Annotated in this window: 15 protein-coding genes and 4 tRNA genes; 7 read left to right on the plus strand and 12 right to left on the minus strand. The window is 59.3% G+C overall.

Annotated features, from left to right (window positions below):
• Window positions 1-49: 49 nt before the first annotated feature.
• Together leuD and leuC are read right to left on the minus strand one after the other, a co-directional pair.
• Complete coding sequence (leuD, locus tag JSY17_RS17275) at window positions 50-691, minus strand: 3-isopropylmalate dehydratase small subunit (RefSeq protein WP_122371206.1); 642 nt, start codon at window positions 689-691, stop codon at window positions 50-52.
• Window positions 692-701: 10 nt separating this feature from the next.
• Window positions 702-2,126, minus strand: a complete 1,425-nt coding sequence (gene leuC / locus JSY17_RS17280) for a 3-isopropylmalate dehydratase large subunit (protein WP_117164231.1) — start codon at window positions 2,124-2,126, stop codon at window positions 702-704.
• A gap of 148 nt (window positions 2,127-2,274) precedes the next feature.
• Between leuC and JSY17_RS17285 the strand changes: the two genes are divergently transcribed.
• Together JSY17_RS17285 and JSY17_RS17290 are read left to right on the plus strand one after the other, a co-directional pair.
• A complete protein-coding gene (locus JSY17_RS17285) occupies window positions 2,275-3,144 on the plus strand; it encodes a LysR family transcriptional regulator (protein ID WP_117164230.1) in 870 nt (289 codons plus the stop codon).
• 106 nt (window positions 3,145-3,250) lie between these two features.
• The gene (locus tag JSY17_RS17290; RefSeq protein ID WP_122371205.1) at window positions 3,251-5,425 is read left to right on the plus strand and encodes a putative bifunctional diguanylate cyclase/phosphodiesterase; all 2,175 of its coding nucleotides are present in this window, start codon (window positions 3,251-3,253) and stop codon (window positions 5,423-5,425) included.
• Window positions 5,426-5,467: 42 nt separating this feature from the next.
• On the opposite strand, the gene JSY17_RS17295 is transcribed toward JSY17_RS17290, so the two are convergent.
• The 10 genes from JSY17_RS17295 to uvrB form a co-directional block, all read right to left on the minus strand.
• Window positions 5,468-5,911, minus strand: a complete 444-nt coding sequence (locus JSY17_RS17295) for an Hsp20 family protein (protein ID WP_025260662.1) — start codon at window positions 5,909-5,911, stop codon at window positions 5,468-5,470.
• Window positions 5,912-6,022: 111 nt separating this feature from the next.
• A complete protein-coding gene (locus JSY17_RS17300; RefSeq protein ID WP_122371204.1) occupies window positions 6,023-6,982 on the minus strand; it encodes a tRNA dihydrouridine synthase in 960 nt (319 codons plus the stop codon).
• A 28-nt stretch (window positions 6,983-7,010) separates the two neighbouring features.
• Window positions 7,011-7,469: an acyl-CoA thioesterase gene (locus JSY17_RS17305; RefSeq protein ID WP_117164227.1), complete on the minus strand. Its 459-nt coding sequence runs from the start codon at window positions 7,467-7,469 to the stop codon at window positions 7,011-7,013.
• A 48-nt stretch (window positions 7,470-7,517) separates the two neighbouring features.
• On the minus strand, window positions 7,518-8,057 hold the full coding sequence (locus JSY17_RS17310; protein ID WP_201013972.1) for a TetR/AcrR family transcriptional regulator: 540 nt from the start codon (window positions 8,055-8,057) through the stop codon (window positions 7,518-7,520).
• A 195-nt stretch (window positions 8,058-8,252) separates the two neighbouring features.
• A tRNA-Glu gene (locus tag JSY17_RS17315) sits at window positions 8,253-8,328 on the minus strand.
• 45 nt (window positions 8,329-8,373) lie between these two features.
• Window positions 8,374-8,449: transfer RNA gene (locus JSY17_RS17320), tRNA-Ala, on the minus strand.
• Window positions 8,450-8,501: 52 nt separating this feature from the next.
• A tRNA-Glu gene (locus JSY17_RS17325) sits at window positions 8,502-8,577 on the minus strand.
• Between the two features lie 84 nt (window positions 8,578-8,661).
• Window positions 8,662-8,737 (minus strand) — tRNA-Ala (locus JSY17_RS17330).
• Window positions 8,738-8,916: 179 nt separating this feature from the next.
• Window positions 8,917-10,398 (minus strand): glutamate--tRNA ligase, encoded by a 1,482-nt coding sequence (gene gltX / locus JSY17_RS17335; RefSeq protein WP_206402521.1) that lies wholly within the window; start codon window positions 10,396-10,398, stop codon window positions 8,917-8,919.
• Between the two features lie 150 nt (window positions 10,399-10,548).
• Window positions 10,549-12,564 carry an excinuclease ABC subunit UvrB gene (uvrB, locus tag JSY17_RS17340; protein ID WP_117164224.1) on the minus strand — a complete coding sequence of 672 codons (2,016 nt, stop codon included), beginning with the start codon at window positions 12,562-12,564 and terminating at the stop codon, window positions 10,549-10,551.
• Window positions 12,565-12,920: 356 nt separating this feature from the next.
• On the opposite strand from uvrB, the gene JSY17_RS17345 reads away from it, so the two are divergent.
• The 5 genes from JSY17_RS17345 to JSY17_RS17365 all read left to right on the plus strand — a co-directional run bounded on the left by JSY17_RS17345 (window position 12,921) and on the right by JSY17_RS17365 (window position 19,135).
• The gene (locus JSY17_RS17345; protein ID WP_122371203.1) at window positions 12,921-14,117 is read left to right on the plus strand and encodes an amino acid aminotransferase; all 1,197 of its coding nucleotides are present in this window, start codon (window positions 12,921-12,923) and stop codon (window positions 14,115-14,117) included.
• Between the two features lie 190 nt (window positions 14,118-14,307).
• A complete protein-coding gene (locus tag JSY17_RS17350) occupies window positions 14,308-14,724 on the plus strand; it encodes a hypothetical protein (RefSeq protein WP_117186848.1) in 417 nt (138 codons plus the stop codon).
• Between the two features lie 134 nt (window positions 14,725-14,858).
• Window positions 14,859-15,863: a nucleoside hydrolase gene (locus JSY17_RS17355; RefSeq protein WP_206402523.1), complete on the plus strand. Its 1,005-nt coding sequence runs from the start codon at window positions 14,859-14,861 to the stop codon at window positions 15,861-15,863.
• Window positions 15,864-15,994: 131 nt separating this feature from the next.
• The gene (locus JSY17_RS17360; protein WP_117186850.1) at window positions 15,995-17,167 is read left to right on the plus strand and encodes an efflux RND transporter periplasmic adaptor subunit; all 1,173 of its coding nucleotides are present in this window, start codon (window positions 15,995-15,997) and stop codon (window positions 17,165-17,167) included.
• Entirely contained in the window at window positions 17,168-19,135 is a 1,968-nt protein-coding gene (locus JSY17_RS17365; RefSeq protein WP_117186851.1) for a MacB family efflux pump subunit, read from the plus strand. It begins immediately after the preceding gene.
• The last annotated feature ends 7 nt before the right edge of the window (window positions 19,136-19,142 follow it).

Consider the following 19,142-nt stretch of genomic DNA (forward strand, 5'->3'; position numbering starts at 1 on the left):
AATTCGCTCCTGCGGGTATGCCGGAAGCGAATTCATTTGCTATCAAAGATCAGCCGCGAAACAACCACGGCTGACTGGCGCGGTGCTTGCTCTCGAAGGCAGCGATGGCATCGCTGTCCACCAGAGTCAGGCCGATATCGTCCAGGCCATTGAGCAGGCAGTGCTTGCGGAAGGCGTCGATCTCGAAGCTCAGGACCTTGCCGTCGGGACGGGTGACGGTCTGCGCCTGCAGATCGATGCTCAACTGGTAGCCCGGCGTGGCTTCTACCTGCTGGAACAGTTGATCGACTTCGTCTTCGGCCAGAATGATCGGCAGCAGGCCGTTCTTGAAGCTGTTGTTGAAGAAGATATCGGCATAGCTCGGCGCGATGATTGCGCAGAAGCCATATTCTTCCAGCGCCCATGGCGCGTGCTCACGGCTGGAGCCGCAACCGAAGTTCTCGCGGGCCAGCAACACACTGGCACCTTGATAACGGTCATGGTTAAGTACGAAATCAGTGTTCAGAGGACGCTTGGAGTTGTCCTGATAAGGCTGGCCCACATCCAGGTAACGCCACTCATCGAACAGATTCGGGCCAAAACCCGTGCGCTTGATCGACTTGAGAAACTGTTTCGGGATGATCTGGTCGGTGTCGACGTTGGCACGATCCAGAGGAGCGACAAGGCCGTTGTGCTGGGTAAACGCTTTCATGCTGGGCTCCTTAGTGCTGGATCAAATCACGGACATCGATGAAACGACCGTTGACCGCTGCCGCTGCCGCCATCGCCGGACTGACCAGGTGAGTACGACCACCGGCCCCCTGACGCCCCTCGAAGTTGCGGTTCGAGGTGGAAGCGCAATGTTCGCCGGAACCCAGGCGATCCGGGTTCATGGCCAGACACATCGAGCAGCCCGGCTCACGCCATTCGAAACCGGCTTCGATGAAGATCTTGTCCAGACCTTCCTTCTCGGCCTGCTCCTTGATCAGCCCCGAACCCGGAACCACGATGGCCTGCTTGACGGTCGCAGCCACCTTGCGGCCCTTGGCGACATCGGCAGCGGCGCGCAGGTCTTCGATACGCGAGTTGGTGCAGGAACCGATGAACACACGATCCAGCTGGATATCTGTGATCGGCTGATTGGCCTTGAGGCCCATGTACTTCAAGGCACGCTCGATGGAGCCGCGCTTGACCAGATCGGCTTCCTGGGCAGGATCGGGCACGTTCTGATCGACGGCCAGCACCATTTCAGGGGAAGTGCCCCAGCTGACCTGCGGTTTGATCTGCGCGGCATCCAGCTCGACCACGGTGTCGAACACCGCATCCGGGTCGGAAACCAGGTCTTTCCAGGCCTCGACAGCCAGGTCCCACTCTGCGCCCTTGGGCGAGAACGGACGGCCTTTTACGTATTCGATGGTCTTCTCATCGGTGGCCACCATGCCGACGCGAGCGCCCGCCTCGATGGACATGTTGCAGATGGTCATGCGGCCTTCGATGGACAGGTCGCGAATCGCGCTGCCGGCGAACTCGATGGCATAACCGTTGCCGCCCGCCGTACCGATCTTGCCGATGACCGCCAGCACGATGTCCTTGGCAGTAACGCCAAACGGCAACTGACCTTCGACCGACACCAGCATGTTCTTCATTTTCTTGGCGACCAGACACTGGGTCGCGAGCACGTGCTCGACCTCGGAAGTGCCGATACCGTGGGCCAGCGCACCGAAAGCACCGTGGGTCGAAGTGTGGGAATCGCCACAGACGACGCTCATGCCCGGCAAGGTAGCGCCCTGCTCCGGGCCGACCACGTGAACGATGCCCTGACGCGGGTCGTTCATCTTGAACTCGGTAATGCCGTATTCGTCGCAGTTGTCGTCCAGAGTCTGGACCTGCAAGCGAGAGACCTGATCCTCAATGGCACCGATTCCGCCCTTGCGCTCCGGCGTGGTCGGCACGTTGTGGTCAGGGGTCGCAATGATGGAGTCGATCCGCCATGGCTTGCGCCCGGCCAGACGCAGGCCCTCAAAGGCCTGGGGCGAGGTCACTTCGTGAATGATATGGCGGTCAATGTAGATCAGCGCCGAACCATCGTCGCGCTGTTTGACCAAATGCGAATCCCAGAGCTTGTCGTAGAGCGTTTTGCCGGCCATCGGACGTACTTCCTCATCAGCTTCTTTCTATGCCTTGGGCAATCGGACATCGATGACCCCTTGGCTTGTGCGGACAATGCTATGAAATATGCTTAAATAACTCAAATTCATAATTTTTATGCTTTGGATAACCAACTGGAATCCGACCATGGATCTCGCCAACCTCAACGCCTTTATCGCCATTGCCGAAACCGGCAGCTTCTCGGGAGCCGGTGAACAGCTGCATCTGACCCAGCCAGCCATCAGCAAACGCATCGCCGGTCTTGAGCAACAATTGAATGTGCGGCTGTTCGATCGCCTGGGTCGGGAAGTCAGCCTGACCGAGGCTGGCCGCGCCCTTCTGCCCCGCGCCTACCAGATTCTCAATGTGCTGGATGACACCCGCCGGGCGCTGACCAACCTCACCGGCGAAGTGACCGGCCGTCTGACTCTGGCCACCAGTCATCACATCGGCCTGCATCGTTTGCCACCGATCCTGCGGGAATACACTCGCGCCTACCCCGAGGTGGCGCTGGACATTCAATTCCTGGACTCAGAGGTGGCTTATGAAGAAATTCTCCATGGGCGCGCAGAACTGGCGGTCATTACCCTCGCCCCCGATCCTCACACCCTGGTGCGTGCCGTACCGGTCTGGGATGACCCTCTGGACTTCGTCGCAGCGCCGGAACACCCGCTGACCAACAGTGGCCCGATGAAACTCGAGGACATCGTGCGCTACCCGGCCGTATTCCCCGGCGGCAACACCTTTACCCACCACATCGTCAGCGGCCTGTGCGAGGCTCAGGGCCTCAAGCCGAATATCGCCATGAGCACCAACTATATGGAAACCATCAAAATGATGGTCTCCATCGGTCTGGCCTGGAGCGTACTGCCACGCACCATGCTCGATGAACAGGTGGCACGCATTCCATTGCCAGGCGTACAACTCAATCGCCAGCTAGGCTACATCCTGCACACCGAACGGACGCTCTCGAATGCCGCCAAGGCATTCATGGCACTCCTCGATGCACAGGCCTGACGACCGGCCGCTTATTTCCAAGACAGAACATCAGAACCCTGATATACGGGTTACATGATGCAGATCGATCGTTTTACAGGCTTTATTCATAAAGGCTCGTGATCACATGTCCATCCCAGTAGATAGCTTCTCCCCGACGCACATCGGTGCGGAACAAACGCTCAAGGAACTGCGCGACCGTCTGGAGATGGCTCTGGGGGCAGCTCAGATGGGAACCTGGGACTGGCACATTCCCAGCGACATGCTGCATGCATCGGCGCAGGCAGCCCAGTTGCACGGAATGCCGGCACAGCCTTTCCATGACACCCTGCATGTCTTTTTCGCCGACGTTCCTGTCGAAGAGCGCAACCGCATGCGCCAGGCTTACAACGCCGCGCTCGACAATAAGGACGACAGCTTCCAGATCACTTACCGGCTGCAACTGAAAAATGGCGCGCCCCGCCTGCTCGAAGGCCGCGCCCGCCTGTATCGGGATGAAAACGGCGCTCCTCTGAAACTGTCGGGCACCCTGCTGGACATCACCCAACAGCATGCGCGCTCGGCGCTGCTGGCCAGCGAAGAGAAATTCGCCAAGGCGTTTCACTCAAGCCCGGACTCGATCACCATCACCGAACTGGAGTCCGGTCATTATGTAGAGGTCAATGACGGATTCTGCCGTCTGACCGGCTTTACCAGCCAGGAAGTCCTGGGGCGTACCGCTCTTGAAGCAGGTCTCGGGGTCGAGCCGGAACAACTCAGGCAACTGACCGATCAATTGCGCACGACAGGCAAGATCCATCATCTGGAAATGTCCGGACGCCACAAGAATGGCACGCCGCTCGTTCTGGATATTTCCGCCGAACTCATCACCCTGAATGAAACCGCCTGCCTGCTGGTTACCGCCCGGGACATCAGTGAACTGAAACACGCACAGGCACAGGCACAGCATCTGGCCTATCACGACCCACTGACCAATCTGCCCAACCGGGCCATGCTGATGGAAAGGCTCAGCCAGCAGCTCACCCAACTCAAGCAGGACAACCTGCGCGGTGCCCTGCTGTTTCTGGACCTTGACCACTTCAAGAATATCAACGACTCACTGGGCCACCCGATGGGCGACGCCGTGCTGAGCATCGTCACTGCCCGCCTTGAAGCCAGCGTGCGCCTGGAAGACACCGTTGCGCGCCTGGGCGGCGATGAATTTGTGGTGCTGATCGGCGGCCTTGAAGGCTCACGGCATGAAGTAGCCACTCAGGTACAGGAACTGGCCGACAACCTGCGCAAGCTGCTGGCAGAACCCATGTTCATTGACCGGCAGCGCCTGCAGGTAACGCCCAGCATCGGTATTGCCCTGATACCCGATCACGGCTCCAACCCCGCCGATATCCTCAAGCGCGCCGATATTGCGCTGTATCGCGCCAAGGACTCGGGGCGCAATGCCGCCCAGCTGTTCCATCGCTCCATGCAGAAAGCCGCCAGCCAGCGGCTGCGCATGGAAAACGACCTGCGCATGTCCCTGACCCGCAACGAACTGCATCTGTATTACCAGGCTCAGGTCAACACCCAGAGCGACAGGATCATTGGCGCGGAGGCCTTGCTGCGCTGGCAGCATCCCGATTACGGCCTGCTAGCACCTACGCAGTTCATTCAGATCCTCGAAGAAAGCGGGATGATTCTGGAAATCGGTGGCTGGGCACTTGAAGAGGCCTGCAAGGTTGGAGGCAAGTTATTGCAACAAGGCCTGCTCCCGCTGAACGAATTCCTGCTGGGCGTGAATATCAGTCCGCGCCAGTTCCGCCAGACCGACTTTGTCGAGCAAGTGGAAAGCTGTCTGAAGCGCCATCGCCTGCCACCCACCATGCTCAAGCTGGAAATCACCGAAGGCATTGTCATCCAGAATCTGGACGACACCATCGCCAAGATGCTGCGTCTGAAAAAGATCGGCGTCAGCTTTGCCATGGATGATTTCGGCACCGGCTATTCGTCCCTGACCTATCTCAAACGCCTGCCGGTAGACGTCCTGAAGATCGATCAGTCGTTCGTGCATGAGGCCGCTACCGACGCCAACGATGCCGAGATCGTTCGCGCCATCGTGGGCATGGCCAAGAGTCTCAACCTCAATGTCATCGCCGAAGGTGTGGAAACCGTGGAACAACTGGCGTTTCTCGAGCAGTTGGACTGCCACACCTATCAGGGTTATCTGTTCAGCGAGCCTCTGCCCTCTGCCGAGTTCGAAGCCCTGCTGTGCCTGGAAAAAGGCTTGCCTGAAAACAACGTGCGCCCCCTGCTCGCGCAGGAATAGAAAAAGGGAAGGCATCCATGGATGCCTTCCCCTGATCGGAAATCAATGCTGCAGAACTTTCTGCTGATTGATCGGGATGCGCTTTGGCTTGGCCTCTTCCGGCACCAGCCGGATCAGATCGATATTCAGAAGACCGTGGGACAGGCTGGCATTCTTGACTTCGATATGGTCCGCCAGGCGGAAGGACAGCTTGAACTCGCGCCGGGTAATACCCTGATGCAGATAGGTAATGCCTTCGACCTCATCACCGCGCTTGCCGGCACTGACGGTCAGCACACCGTTTTCGATCTGCAATTCAAAATCTTCTTCCTGCATGCCGGCCGCCGCAATCACGATGCGATAGTGATCGTCGGAGTGCTTTTCCACGTTATAGGGTGGATAGCTGCTGGTCGAATCATTCCGGGCCACGGACTCGAACAAGTCATTGAAACGGTCGAAGCCCACTGAATGGCGAAAGAGTGGGGCCAAAGAGAATGCAGTTGCCATGATGGTTCTCCTTAATCAGTGAGACGGTAGTCATGCGATCCGTATCCGGGATCGCTTAACCACCAAATTAAGGTCGGCTCTGCAGATTTCAAGAGTCGTTTTTTACAGCGTTTACGACCGTTCGTCGGGTGAAAAACCGATCAAGGCACTGATCCGCTCGCAGTCCGTTTCGCGGCGCAAGGTATCGAACATGACCACGGCCTCGGGGTAACTTTTGGTCAGCAGCACCAGCCATTGCTTGAGGCGCCCCGGTGCCTGGACCAGGGTCATCTTGGCCAGGCAATCCTTCCAGAAGGTGCGCAGCATGGGCTGCAACTCGGCCCAGGTCATCTCGACGACCTCTTCGCCCGCATTCGCTGCCGCGATCTGCCGGGCCAGATCCGGGCGCGCCACCAGCCCGCGACCGATCATGATGTCACGCGCACCACAGATCTCCTTGCAGCGCCGCCAGTCATCCACAGTCCAGATTTCGCCATTGGCAACCACCGGGACCTTGACCACTTCCTGAATCCTGGCAATCCACTCCCAATGCGCAGGCGGCTTGTAGCCATCGACCTTGGTCCGGGCATGCACCACGATACGCTCGGCACCGCCATCCACCAGGGCCCGGGCGCAATCCAGAGCGCCGTCGGTATTCTCGTAGCCCAGACGCATCTTGGCCGTGACCGGAATCCCCTTGGGCACGGCGCGTCGCACATGGCTGACGATGGAATGCAGCAGTTCAGGCTCCCTGAGCAGAATTGCACCGCCACGGGAGCGGTTGACGGTCTTGGCCGGGCAACCGAAATTCAGGTCCAGTACCGGCGCACCCAACTCACAGGCAAACGCGGCATTTTCTGCCAGACAGACCGGGTCCGAACCCAGCAATTGCAGATGCAAGGGTACGCCTGCGGCTGTTTTCGCATCGGTATGCAGCTCGGAAGCCAGCTTGTAGAAATAGGCGGCAGGCATGACCCGCTCGGTCACCCGGATGAACTCGGTCACGCACCAGTCAACGCCGCCGACACGGGTCAGCACATTGCGCAGGATGTCGTCGACCAGCCCCTCCATGGGCGCCAAGGCAATTTGCATGGATCACACTCGAAAAAAGTCCGGCAGTTTACTGCCCGACGCCGGGATTGGGAATGTCGTCCGACAAGGCGCAGCCATAACCTTCGATAAATTCGCTCGGCATGCGCTTCGGCTTGCCACTGGACAGTTCGATACAGACAAAAGTGGTCCGGGCGCGCAGCAGGGTCACACCGTCCACCGGGCGCTTGAGCTGAAAGCAGCGGGTCATTTTCAGGCGCTTGTCCCAGTCGACAATCCAGGTAGCCAGTTGCAGTTCGTCATCTTCGTAGGCGCTGGCCAGATAATCGATCTCATGCCGCACCACCGCCATGGCCCGGTCCAGACGCCGATACTCGCTCAGGTCCAGCCCCAGATGCTGGGAATGCCGCCAGGCGCAGCGCTCCAGCCAGGAGACATACACCGCATTATTGGCGTGCCCCAGACCATCGATATCGTCCGCTGCCACATTGAGGTCGATCACAAAAGGCGTTGCCCGATCCCAGACCATATTTGCTCCTGTTGTCGTGAAGAGGACTCATGTCCGCAGGAGGTCAGTCTAAACCACCGCCGACTTGGCTGCCCTCAGCACACGATCCGACAACTCGCCAGAACCCAGCGCACGAGCCAGCACCAGGCCGCCCACCATCAATGCGAGGTCAGCCAGAACCTTGTCCGCCTCTTCCGGGGTCGAGGACAGTTGCGCCACCATCAACTCCACATGCTCGGCCAATGAAGCCTGAAAGCCTTCCGGCAGGCGCGGCATATCCCCTGCCGTGGAAGGCAGCGGACAAGCCTCCTCAGTGGCATCGCGGTGCCTGCGCGAAAGATAAAACGCTGCCAGCAGGGCGCGCCTTTCATCACAGGGAAGCTGTTCGTCGAGTTGCGCAATGAAAGATCTTCGCTGCTTCAGCAACCGCTCGAAGGCCTCGAGCATCAGCGACTCCTTGCTGTCGAAGTGAGCATAGAAACCACCCACCGTCAGCCCCGCAGCGCTCATGATCTCACTGACACTCGGCTGTTCCGGGCCACGACTGATGAGAGCCGCACTGGCAGCATCGAGAATCCGCTCACGAGTTTGCGCTTTTTTGTCTGTCATGCCGACCTCCAGAAATTACGCAGATAATATTATTCGCATAATCCTGAATGACAAGCGCAACGCGGCCCATCTGCACAGACAGAACAATTGAGCGAGAAAGGAGTTACAGCGAAACGGGCAAAATTAAAAAGGCCCAAAAAACAAAAGGGCCATTCAATAATCGAATGACCCTTGGTCTCGCAGAGCGAGAAATCGTGGCGTCCCCTAGGGGACTCGAACCCCTGTTACCGCCGTGAAAGGGCGGTGTCCTAGGCCACTAGACGAAGGGGACGCAAAACCTTCGAGCAGATTCGCTATCAGCGAACCCTGGCAAAATTGGTGGAGCTAAGCGGGATCGAACCGCTGACCTCCTGCATGCCATGCAGGCGCTCTCCCAGCTGAGCTATAGCCCCAGATTTATCGCCTCGCGGCGGAGATCAACCTTGCGGCATCACTCTTTGAAAATGGCGTCCCCTAGGGGACTCGAACCCCTGTTACCGCCGTGAAAGGGCGGTGTCCTAGGCCACTAGACGAAGGGGACAAAACCTTCTTCGTACATGACAGGCGCTGGTACCTGTCATCGTACTGCTTCAAGGCAATGTAGCCGACCTTGAAACTCTTTGTTTGGTGGAGCTAAGCGGGATCGAACCGCTGACCTCTTGCATGCCATGCAAGCGCTCTCCCAGCTGAGCTATAGCCCCACATCAGTGGACGGGGCGCATGTTAAGCGTGAGTCGCTAACCTGTCAAATTTATTTTCAACATTTTTGAAAATTTTTCGTCGACATAACAAACACTTAACGCTTCACCCCCGTAAAACCGAGGTCGAACCGACCACTGTGCCCCCCTGCCCTGCGAGCGCACAGTGATCCTTCACTGCATCAGGCTATGGCAGCCAGCAGCTTTTCCCATTCCTTGTTTTCTTTCTTGGAAACGCCACCGAGCAGATCGACGGCCTGACGCAGGCGGAAACGGGTCAGGTCCGGCCCGAGGATTTCCATCGCATCGAGCACGGAGACAGAGCTGGCCTGCCCGGTGATCGCCGCAAACATCAACGGCATGGCATCACGCAGCTTCAGTTCCAGATGATCGACCACCGCTTGTATGCAGCCGGTAATCGGATCTTTCTCCCACTGACGCAGGGATTCGAGCTTCCACAGGATCAACTGCATCAACTGGCGGACCTGATCGCCCGACAGTTTCTTGTGTTCGAACAGCTTCACGTCCGGCGTCACGTCACCCGCGAAGAAGAAGCTGGCCAACGGAGCGATCTGGCTGAAGGTTTCGACGCGGCCCTGAACATGAGGCGCGATCTTCATCAGGTACTCGGGATTGAGCGCCCAGTTCTGCACCCGTGCAGCGAACTCTTCGACCGGCAACTCGCGCAGCCACTGGCCATTGAGCCAGGACAGCTTCTCGATATCGAATATCGGACCGCCCAGGGAGACGCGGGACAGATCGAAGTTATCGACCATTTCCTGCAGCGAGAACTTCTCGCGCTCGTCCGGCATCGACCAGCCCATGCGCCCCAGGTAGTTGAGCATGGCCTCGGGCATGAAGCCCATGCGCTCGTAGAAGGTCACGGAAGTCGGGTTCTTGCGCTTGGACAGCTTGCTCTTGTCGGGGTTACGCAGCAGCGGCATGTAGCACAGTTGCGGCTTGTCCCAGCCGAAGTATTCGTAGAGCAGGATCAGTTTAGGCGCGGACGGCAGCCACTCTTCGCCACGCAGCACATGGGTGATCCCCATCAGGTGGTCATCCACCACGTTGGCCAGGAAGTAAGTCGGCAGACCGTCGGTCTTCATCAGGACCTGCATGTCCATGCGATCCCACGGGATCTCCACCTCGCCACGCAGGATGTCCGGTACGACGCAAACGCCCTCGGTCGGCACTTTCATGCGGATGACGTGCGGCTCGCCTGCATCCAGGCGACGCTGTACTTCCTCTTTGGAAAGCAGCAGAGCGCGGCCGTCATAGCGTGGAGTCTCGCCCCTGGCCATCTGCTCGGCGCGCATCTGGTCCAGCTCTTCGGCGGTGCAGAAGCACGGGAAGGCATGACCGAGATCGACCAGTTGCTGAGCGTACTTGCGATAGATATCGCCCCGCTCGCTCTGGCGATACGGACCATGCGGGCCGCCCACATCCGGACCTTCGCTCCACTCGATGCCCAGCCAGCGCAATGCATCGAAAATCTGCTGCTCGGACTCGCGGGTCGAACGCAACTGATCGGTATCTTCGATACGCAGGATGAACTCACCACCGTGCTGCTTGGCAAAGCAGTAATTGAAAAGCGCGATGTAGGCGGTGCCGACGTGAGGATCGCCAGTAGGTGATGGCGCAATGCGAGTGCGAACGGTGGTCATGAAAAATTCCGAAATAGATCGATCAAGCACGGAATCTTAACAGGCGCTCCAGCGCGGGTAAAAGCTTCGCGGGCAAGCCCCCACCCACGAAACTGGCACAAGGCTGAAGTGGAAGGGGCCTTGACCGCGACATGCCCCCCCAATAGCCCATCAAACCGCCAGCAACCGCTCCCGCAGCTTGGCGATCTCGTCGCGCATCTGCGCCGCGGCCTCGAACTCCAGATCGCGGGCCAACTGGTACATTTTCTCTTCCAGTTGACGAATGCGTTTGGTGATTTCGCTGGGCGAGCGCAATTCGTTTTCGTAGCGGGCATTTTCCTCGGCAGCCTTGGCCATGCCCTTGCGCTTCTTGCTGCGCGCACCCGGCACAGTCGCGCCTTCCATGATATCCGCCACATCCTTGACCACCCCCTTGGGCGTGATGCCATGGGCGACGTTATGGGCGATCTGCTTTTCACGACGCCGCTCGGTCTCGCCAATGGCCCGTTCCATGGAGCCGGTCATGCGATCGGCATAGAGAATCGCCCGGCCATTGAGGTTACGCGCAGCCCGACCGATGGTCTGGATCAGCGAACGTTCGGAACGCAGGAAACCTTCCTTGTCGGCATCCAGAATCGCCACCAGCGACACTTCGGGCATGTCCAGGCCTTCGCGCAGCAGGTTGATCCCCACCAGCACATCAAAGACGCCGAGACGCAGGTCACGGATAATCTCGACCCGCTCCACGGTGTCGACGTCCGAGTGCAGATAACGGACCCGCACCCCATGGTCGCCCAGATAATCAGTCAGATCCTCGGCCATGCGCTTGGTCAGGGTCGTGACCAGCACCCGCTCCTCCAGCGCCACACGCTTGTTGATTTCCGACAGCAGATCATCGACCTGGGTCAGCGCCGGACGGATCTCGACCTGCGGGTCCACCAGCCCTGTCGGGCGCACCACCTGTTCGATGACGCGCCCGGAGTGATCGGCCTCGTAAGGCCCGGGTGTCGCGGAAACGAAAATGGTCTGCGGACTGACCGCCTCCCACTCGTCGAAACGCATGGGCCGGTTGTCCAGTGCCGATGGCAGGCGGAAACCATACTCCACCAGGGTTTCCTTGCGCGAACGGTCACCTTTGTACATCGCACCGACCTGCGGCACGCTGACGTGGGATTCGTCGATCACCAGCAAGGCGTCAGGCGGCAGATAGTCGTAAAGCGTGGGCGGCGGCGCACCCGCCGGGCGACCCGAGAGGTAGCGCGAGTAGTTTTCGATACCGTTGCAGTAACCCAGCTCCAGCATCATTTCCAGATCGAAACGTGTCCGTTGCTCAAGGCGCTGGGCTTCCAGCAGCTTATTGTGGGTGCGCATGTACTCCAGGCGCTCCTGCAACTCGACCTTGATGCCCTCCATCGCTTCGAGCAGCGTCTCGCGGGGCGTTACATAGTGACTCTTGGGGTAAAAGGTGAAACGCGGCAGCTTGCGGATCACCTCCCCCGTCAGCGGATCGAAGGCCGACAGGCTTTCCACCTCATCGTCGAACAGTTCGACGCGGATCGCTTCCAGATCGGACTCGGCCGGGTAGATATCGATCACATCGCCACGCACCCTAAAGGTCGCACGGGCGAAATCCATGTCGTTGCGGGTGTACTGCAGGTCCGCCAGACGACGCAGCAAGGCCCGCTGGTCGAGTTTGTCGCCACGATCGATATGCAAGACCATGCGCAGGTAGGTTTCCGGGCTGCCCAGACCGTAGATGCAGGACACCGTGGTGACGATAATCGCGTCCTTGCGCTCCAGCAGGGCCTTGGTCGCTGACAGCCGCATCTGCTCGATATGGTCGTTGATCGAAGCATCCTTCTCGATGAAGGTATCCGACGACGGCACATAGGCTTCGGGCTGATAGTAGTCGTAATAAGAGACGAAATACTCCACCGCGTTGTTCGGGAAGAATGCCTTGAACTCGCCATACAACTGGGCCGCCAGGGTCTTGTTCGGTGCCAGCACCAGAGTCGGGCGCTGTACCTGGGCAATGACGTTGGCGATGCTGAAGGTCTTGCCCGAGCCGGTCACACCCAGCAGGGTCTGGTGCGCCAGACCTGCCTCGATCCCCTCCACCATCAGGCGGATGGCCTCGGGCTGATCGCCGGCTGGCTCAAAACGGGTGACGAGTTGAAACTCGGACATGACCTACCTCTTGATTCGTTTACGCCAAGGGTTCGTCTGCGCAGGCCATACCCGCAAAAACGAAATCACCGCCAACGCCCGATCCCGCCGGGAAAGACGTGCAGTGTTTGAAGTGATGCACTGTAGATGGAGCCATATACTCGTCTTTCAAGTCATGGATTGCATCACCGATTGGCGGTCGGTCAGACGAACGTCGTCCCCGGAGCCGGAAAAACCTCGAAAAAACCTGTCACAGCCTGTCGCTCCCCGGCCTGATGCTCTTTATACTGACTCCCCGTTTGTGCACCGCTCTGGCGCATTGTGTTGGAGCATGCACTGCACTCCCCTTCACCCTTCATTCAGAGCTGCCGCAAACAATGAGCCTGTTCTCCGCTGTCGAAATGGCGCCCCGCGATCCGATCCTGGGTATCAACGAAGCATTCAACGCCGACACCCGCACCAACAAGGTCAACCTTGGAGTGGGCGTCTACTGTGACGAAGACGGGCGCATTCCACTGCTGCGCGCAGTTGCCGAAGCCGAGAAGATTCGCGTGGCACAACACGCACCTCGCGGCTATCTGCCAATCGACGGTATCTCGGCCTACGATCTGGCCGTACAGAAACTGCTGCTGGGCGCCGACTCGCCATTGATCGCCTCGGGCCGCGTGCTGACCACCCAGTCCGTCGGTGGTACTGGCGCTCTGAAAATCGGTGCAGACTTCCTCAAGCGCCTGCTGCCCGATGCAGTAGTGGCCATCAGCGATCCAAGCTGGGAAAACCACCGCGCCCTGTTTGAAGCGGCGGGCTTCCCGGTCCAGGACTACCGCTACTACGATGCCCCGACCCACGACGTGAATCGTGCCGGCATGCTGGAAGACCTGCAGAACCTGCCGAACGGCTCCATCGTTGTGCTGCACGCCTGCTGCCACAACCCGACCGGTGTCGACCTGACCCTGGACGACTGGAAAAAGGTTCTGGAAGTGGTAAAAGCCAAGGGCCACGTACCCTTCCTGGACATGGCTTATCAAGGTTTCGGCAAAGGTATCGACGAAGATGCACTGGCTGTGCGCCTGTTCGCAGACTCGGGCCTGACCTTCTTTGCCTCCAGCTCGTTCTCCAAGTCCCTGTCGCTGTACGGCGAGCGTGTCGGCGCCCTGTCGATCATCACCGAATCGAAGGAAGAAACCGCCCGCGTCCTGTCCCAGGTCAAGCGCGTGATCCGCACCAACTACTCCAACCCGCCGACCCACGGCGCAATCATCTCTGCCGCAGTCCTCAACGACCCGGCCCTGCGTGCCATGTGGGAAGAAGAACTGGGCGAGATGCGCGTCCGTATCCACGGCATGCGCAAAGCCATGGTGGAACGTCTGGCCGATAACCCGGCCGGTCAGGACTTCAGCTTCGTTGGCCGTCAGTGCGGCATGTTCTCCTACTCGGGCCTGACCGCCGAACAGGCCCAGCGCCTGCGCAGCGAGTTCGGTATCTACGCACTGGATACCGGTCGTATCTGCGTGGCAGCTCTGAACCAGAAGAACATCGACGCAGTATGTGACGCGATCAAGCAAGTGCTGTAATTCATCGCGACCAATGAAAGGGAGGCCAGGCACATGTCTGGCCTCCCTTTTTCATGCCTGCGATAAAAACACCTCAAGTTATCTCCAGGCACGCCGCTAAATCTTCCGTGGTTTTCCGGATGAAAACCCACATGGACATGCAGACGACATCGGCTGCATCAGGATGTATTCAGGACAACACGGAGATTACATGAAGTTCAAATCTTTCAAACTCCCCCTCACCGCAGCCGCTCTGGCACTTTCGCTGAGCCCTCTGGCATCGATGGCCGCAGTCATTGAAGTCACCATGCAGAACAACACGCCAAAGACCTTGACGCTTGTTTCTTCGACCGGCGGTTTTCCTTCCGTACTGACACCTTTTCAGACCGTCACCTTCATCGCGCCATCGGGCTTCAGCAGCAGCGATGTGCGGGCCGATTATTCAAGCGGCCAGGTCACCGGCGGATGCAAGTTCCAGGCAGGCCACACCGAATACTCAAGCGGCCCGCAATACACCAGCAGCGCGACTGGCTATGGCCAGGTATCATCCGGTTTCTGCTATGAATACGTTACCAAGAAGTGGTCGAAGCCTTACAACTACAAAATCCATTTCATGATGTCGCAGTAAATATCGACCAACGTCGACAAGTACAACAAGGGAAGCAGGCACCAGTCTGACTTCCCTTTTTCATAGATATGCACCTGTATCACCGCAACGCTTTCACCATAAAAAACAACACAACAACCCGACGGCAGAGCACCATGAAAAAGAAAGTCATCATTGATTCGGATATGGGCTGGGACGACGTTCTATCGATCTCCTATCTGATGAAAGACCCCACTGTTGAAATCATTGGCTTGACCGTTACCGGTTGCGGCGAAACCAATCTGGGCTGGGGCATGATCATTGCCCAGCACTTGCTGGCCATCGGCAACAAACAGAACACACCGATTGCAAGAGGCACGGAAACGCCACTGAAATACGAGAACAAGTTCCCTCAGGACTTCAAGAGCGACATGAATGACATCATGGGCCTGATCGGAAGCCTGAACCCTGTGGAACTGCCTGTCATTTCTCCGCTGCCGGCCTGGGAATTTCTGTATGAAACCGTGAAAAACAGCAAGGACAAGATCACCATCCTGTCCCTGGGCGGCTTCACCAACATCGCCAGGATGCTGGAGCTCTGCAAACAGCCAGGCGACATCGCGATGATCGAAGAAATCTACGCCATGGCCGGCGCGGTGTATGTCGACGGTAACGTGGCCGGGCTCAGCACCGCCAAACCCGAGTGGAACCAGGGCAGCCTCTACAGCAGCAACTACTACGCCGAATGGAACGTCTTTGTGGATGCCGTCGCGGCCAACAATGTATTCCAGTCACAGATCCCGATCACTCTGGTGCCACTGGACGTCTGCAATCAGGTCATTCTGGACCCCAGCTATTCGGAAAAGATCAAGGCTCAGGACCCTGTGGCGACCCTGGTGCGCCAGGTGCTTGAAACCAAATCCGGCAGCCATGCCGAAGGCGGACTGCCGGTTCCGATCTTCGATCCGCTGGCGACCATGCTCATGGCCGGTGGCATCCCGTCCACCAGGACCGATGAGCAGTTTCTGTCCGTAGAAACGCAGCAGTCCGAGCAAGACAACCACTGCGGAAAGATCAAGGTTGAAACCAGCGGGTCGCGGAAAATCGCCTTTGTTCAGGGCGTTTCCCAAATGGCCTTCAGTGAAAACTTCGCCAGGGTCATCAATGGCCCGTTGAACTGAATGAAAAAAGAGCCTGATCAAGCATCAGGCTCTTTCCTCGACGTAAATTCCCGCCCGCGTTCCTCGTTTAATGGACAGTTCCCGTGGCCGTCGCCTGCCGACGGGCTGAATTCTCCAAGCAGGAACCCTGCATGAAACGCTCTCGACACCCTGGACGCGCCGTCCTTCTGGCGCTGTGCATGTTTCCGGTCATTGCCGTGTGTGCCTGGCAAATCATGCCTTCGGGCAACAACGATGCAGCCACCGCCCTCGTCACCCGCAGCGATATCCAAAGCAGCGTGACCGCATTGGGCACTCTGCAACCGCGCAGCTATGTGGATGTGGGCTCCCAGGCCACCGGCCAGATCATGAAGATCCACGCGCAGGTCGGGGATCAGGTCAAGGAAGGTCAACTGCTGGTGGAGATCGATCCGTCCACGCAAAAGGCCCGGCTCGATGCCGCCCGCTACGCCATTGAAAACCTCAAGGCCCAGTTGCAGGAGCAGCGTGCCCTGCATGAGCTGGCGCAGCAAAAACAGCAACGCCAGCGCAGTCTGGCAGCCGGAGGCGCCACCCGCGCCGAAGATGTACAAGCCGCCGAATCCGAGTTTCGCGCCACCCAGGCACGGGTCGACATGTTCAAGGCACAGATTCTCCAGGCCCAGGCCAGTTTGCGCAGTGACGAAGCCGCACTGGGCTACACCCGCATCTATGCGCCGATGTCCGGGACCGTGGTGGCACTGGATGCACGGGAAGGCCAGACCCTCAATGCCCAGCAGCAGACACCGCTGATCCTGCGCATCGCCCGGCTCTCGCCCATGACCGTCTGGGCCGAAGTGTCCGAGGCCGATATCGGCCATGTCAAACCCGGCATGAACGCCTACTTCACCACCCTGAGTGGCGGCACACGACGCTGGAACAGCACGGTACGGCAGATTCTTCCGGTACCGCCCAAGCCGCTGGAGCAGGCCAATCAGGGTGGCGGCAGCCCGAGCAGTTCAGGCAAGAGCGGCAGCGGTCGCGTGGTGCTCTATACCGTACTGCTGGATGTCGACAACGCCGACCAGGCACTGATGGCGGAAATGACCGCGCAGATCTTCTTTGTTGCCAACAGCGCCCAAAACACCCTGACCGCCCCGCTTGCCGCCCTCAAAAGCGGACCGCAGGCCGACCTGCAGACGGCACGAGTCGTCACCGCCAGCGGCGACATACAGAACCGCGAGGTTCGTACCGGAATCAGCGACCGCCTGCGCGTGCAGATTCTCGAAGGGCTGAATGAAGGCGATCGGCTGTTGATCGGCCCGGCCATCGGCAGCGGAGGCTGAATGCAGACGCCACTGATCGACCTGCGGGATATCCGCAAATCCTACGGGGGTGGCGACAGCCCGCTGGTCAACGTGCTGCGGGGCATAGATCTGTCGATCCATGCCGGAGAGTTCGTGGCGATTGTCGGTGCCTCCGGCTCGGGCAAATCGACCCTGATGAATATCCTCGGCTGCCTCGACCGCCCCAGCAGCGGGCACTACCTGTTCGCCGGGGAAGATGTGGCCGGACTGGACAGCGATGAACTGGCCTGGCTGCGGCGCGAAGCCTTTGGCTTCGTGTTTCAGGGCTATCACCTGATTCCGTCCGGCTCGGCGCAGGAAAACGTCGAGATGCCGGCCATCTACGCCGGAACGCCCGCCGCAGAGCGTCACGCCCGCGCCGCTGCCCTGCTCGACCGCCTGGGGCTGGCCTCGCGCACCGGCAACCGTCCGCACCAGCTCTCCGGCGGTCAGCAGCAACGGGTTTCCATTGCCCGCGCACTGATGAACGGCGGGCATATCATTCTCGCCGACGAACCCACCGGCGCACTGGACAGCCACAGCGGTGCAGAAGTCATGACTCTGCTGGACGAACTGGCCAGCCAGGGGCATGTGGTGATTCTGATCACTCACGACCGGGAGGTCGCCGCCCGCGCCCGGCGCGTCATCGAAGTCAGTGACGGCCTGATCGTCAGCGACACGGCCTCCGGCAAGCCGCCAGCCCCGACCAATCCTGCCGCCCTCCAGGCCGTTGACCTGCGCCAGCGCCTGACCGAAGGCAGCACCCGCAATGGAGCCTGGAAAGGCGAACTGCTCGATGCCATCCAGGCCGCGTGGCGGGTGATGTGGATCAACCGGTTCCGCACGGCGCTGACCTTGCTGGGCATCGTGATCGGCGTCGCCTCGGTGGTGGTCATGCTGGCCGTGGGCGAAGGCAGCAAACGCCAGGTCATGGCGCAGATGTCGTCCTTCGGCTCCAACATCATCTACCTCAACGGCAAGTCCCCCAGCCCGCGTACACCCAAAGGCATCATCACGCTGGAGGAAGTGGCCGCCCTGGGCGAGCTGCCGGAAGTCAAAATGATCATGCCGGTCAATGGCGGACAGGCAGGCGTACGCTTTGGCAACCTCGATCACTCCAGCTACGTGGGCGGCAACGACACGCATTTTCCGGCCATCTTCAACTGGCCGGTCGTCGAAGGCAGTTACTTCACCGAAGCCGACGAGAGAAACGCCGCAGCCGTGGCCGTGATCGGGCACAAGGTCCGGCAAAAGCTGTTCAAGGACATGGCCAGTCCCATCGGCCAGTACATTCTCATCGAGAACGTGCCTTTCCAGGTGGTAGGCGTCCTGCAGGAAAAAGGCGCCAGTTCCGGCGACCTGGACAGCGACAACCGCATTGCCATTCCCTACTCCTCGGCCAGCATCCGCCTGTTCGGCACCCAGAACCCGGAATACATCGCCATTGCTACCCGGGATGCCGGCAAGGTCAAGGAAGCCGAGCGCTCTATCCATGACCTGATGCAGCGCCTGCACAACGGCAAGAACGATTACGAACTGACCAACAACGCCGCAATGATCCAGGCCGAAGCACGAACCCAGAACACCCTGTCGCTGATGCTCGGCTCCATTGCCGCCATCTCGCTGCTGGTGGGCGGTATCGGCGTGATGAACATCATGCTGATGACCGTGCGCGAACGGACCCGGGAAATCGGTATCCGCATGGCCACCGGCGCACGCCAGGGCGACATCCTGCGCCAGTTTCTCACCGAAGCCGTGATGCTCTCGGTGGTGGGCGGGCTGGCCGGTATCGTGCTGGCCCTTGGCATGGGCGCAGCGCTGCTGCTGGGCAAGATCGCCGTGGCGTTTTCACTGTTTGCCGTTGCCGGGGCTTTCGCCTGTGCAGTGGTAACCGGCGTGGTCTTCGGTTTCATGCCTGCCCGCAAAGCTGCCCGGCTCGATCCGGTTGCAGCCCTTACCAGCGAATGATCTATCA

This window comes from Pseudomonas capsici (assembly GCF_017165765.1).
In the GTDB taxonomy this organism is placed as follows: domain Bacteria; phylum Pseudomonadota; class Gammaproteobacteria; order Pseudomonadales; family Pseudomonadaceae; genus Aquipseudomonas; species Aquipseudomonas capsici.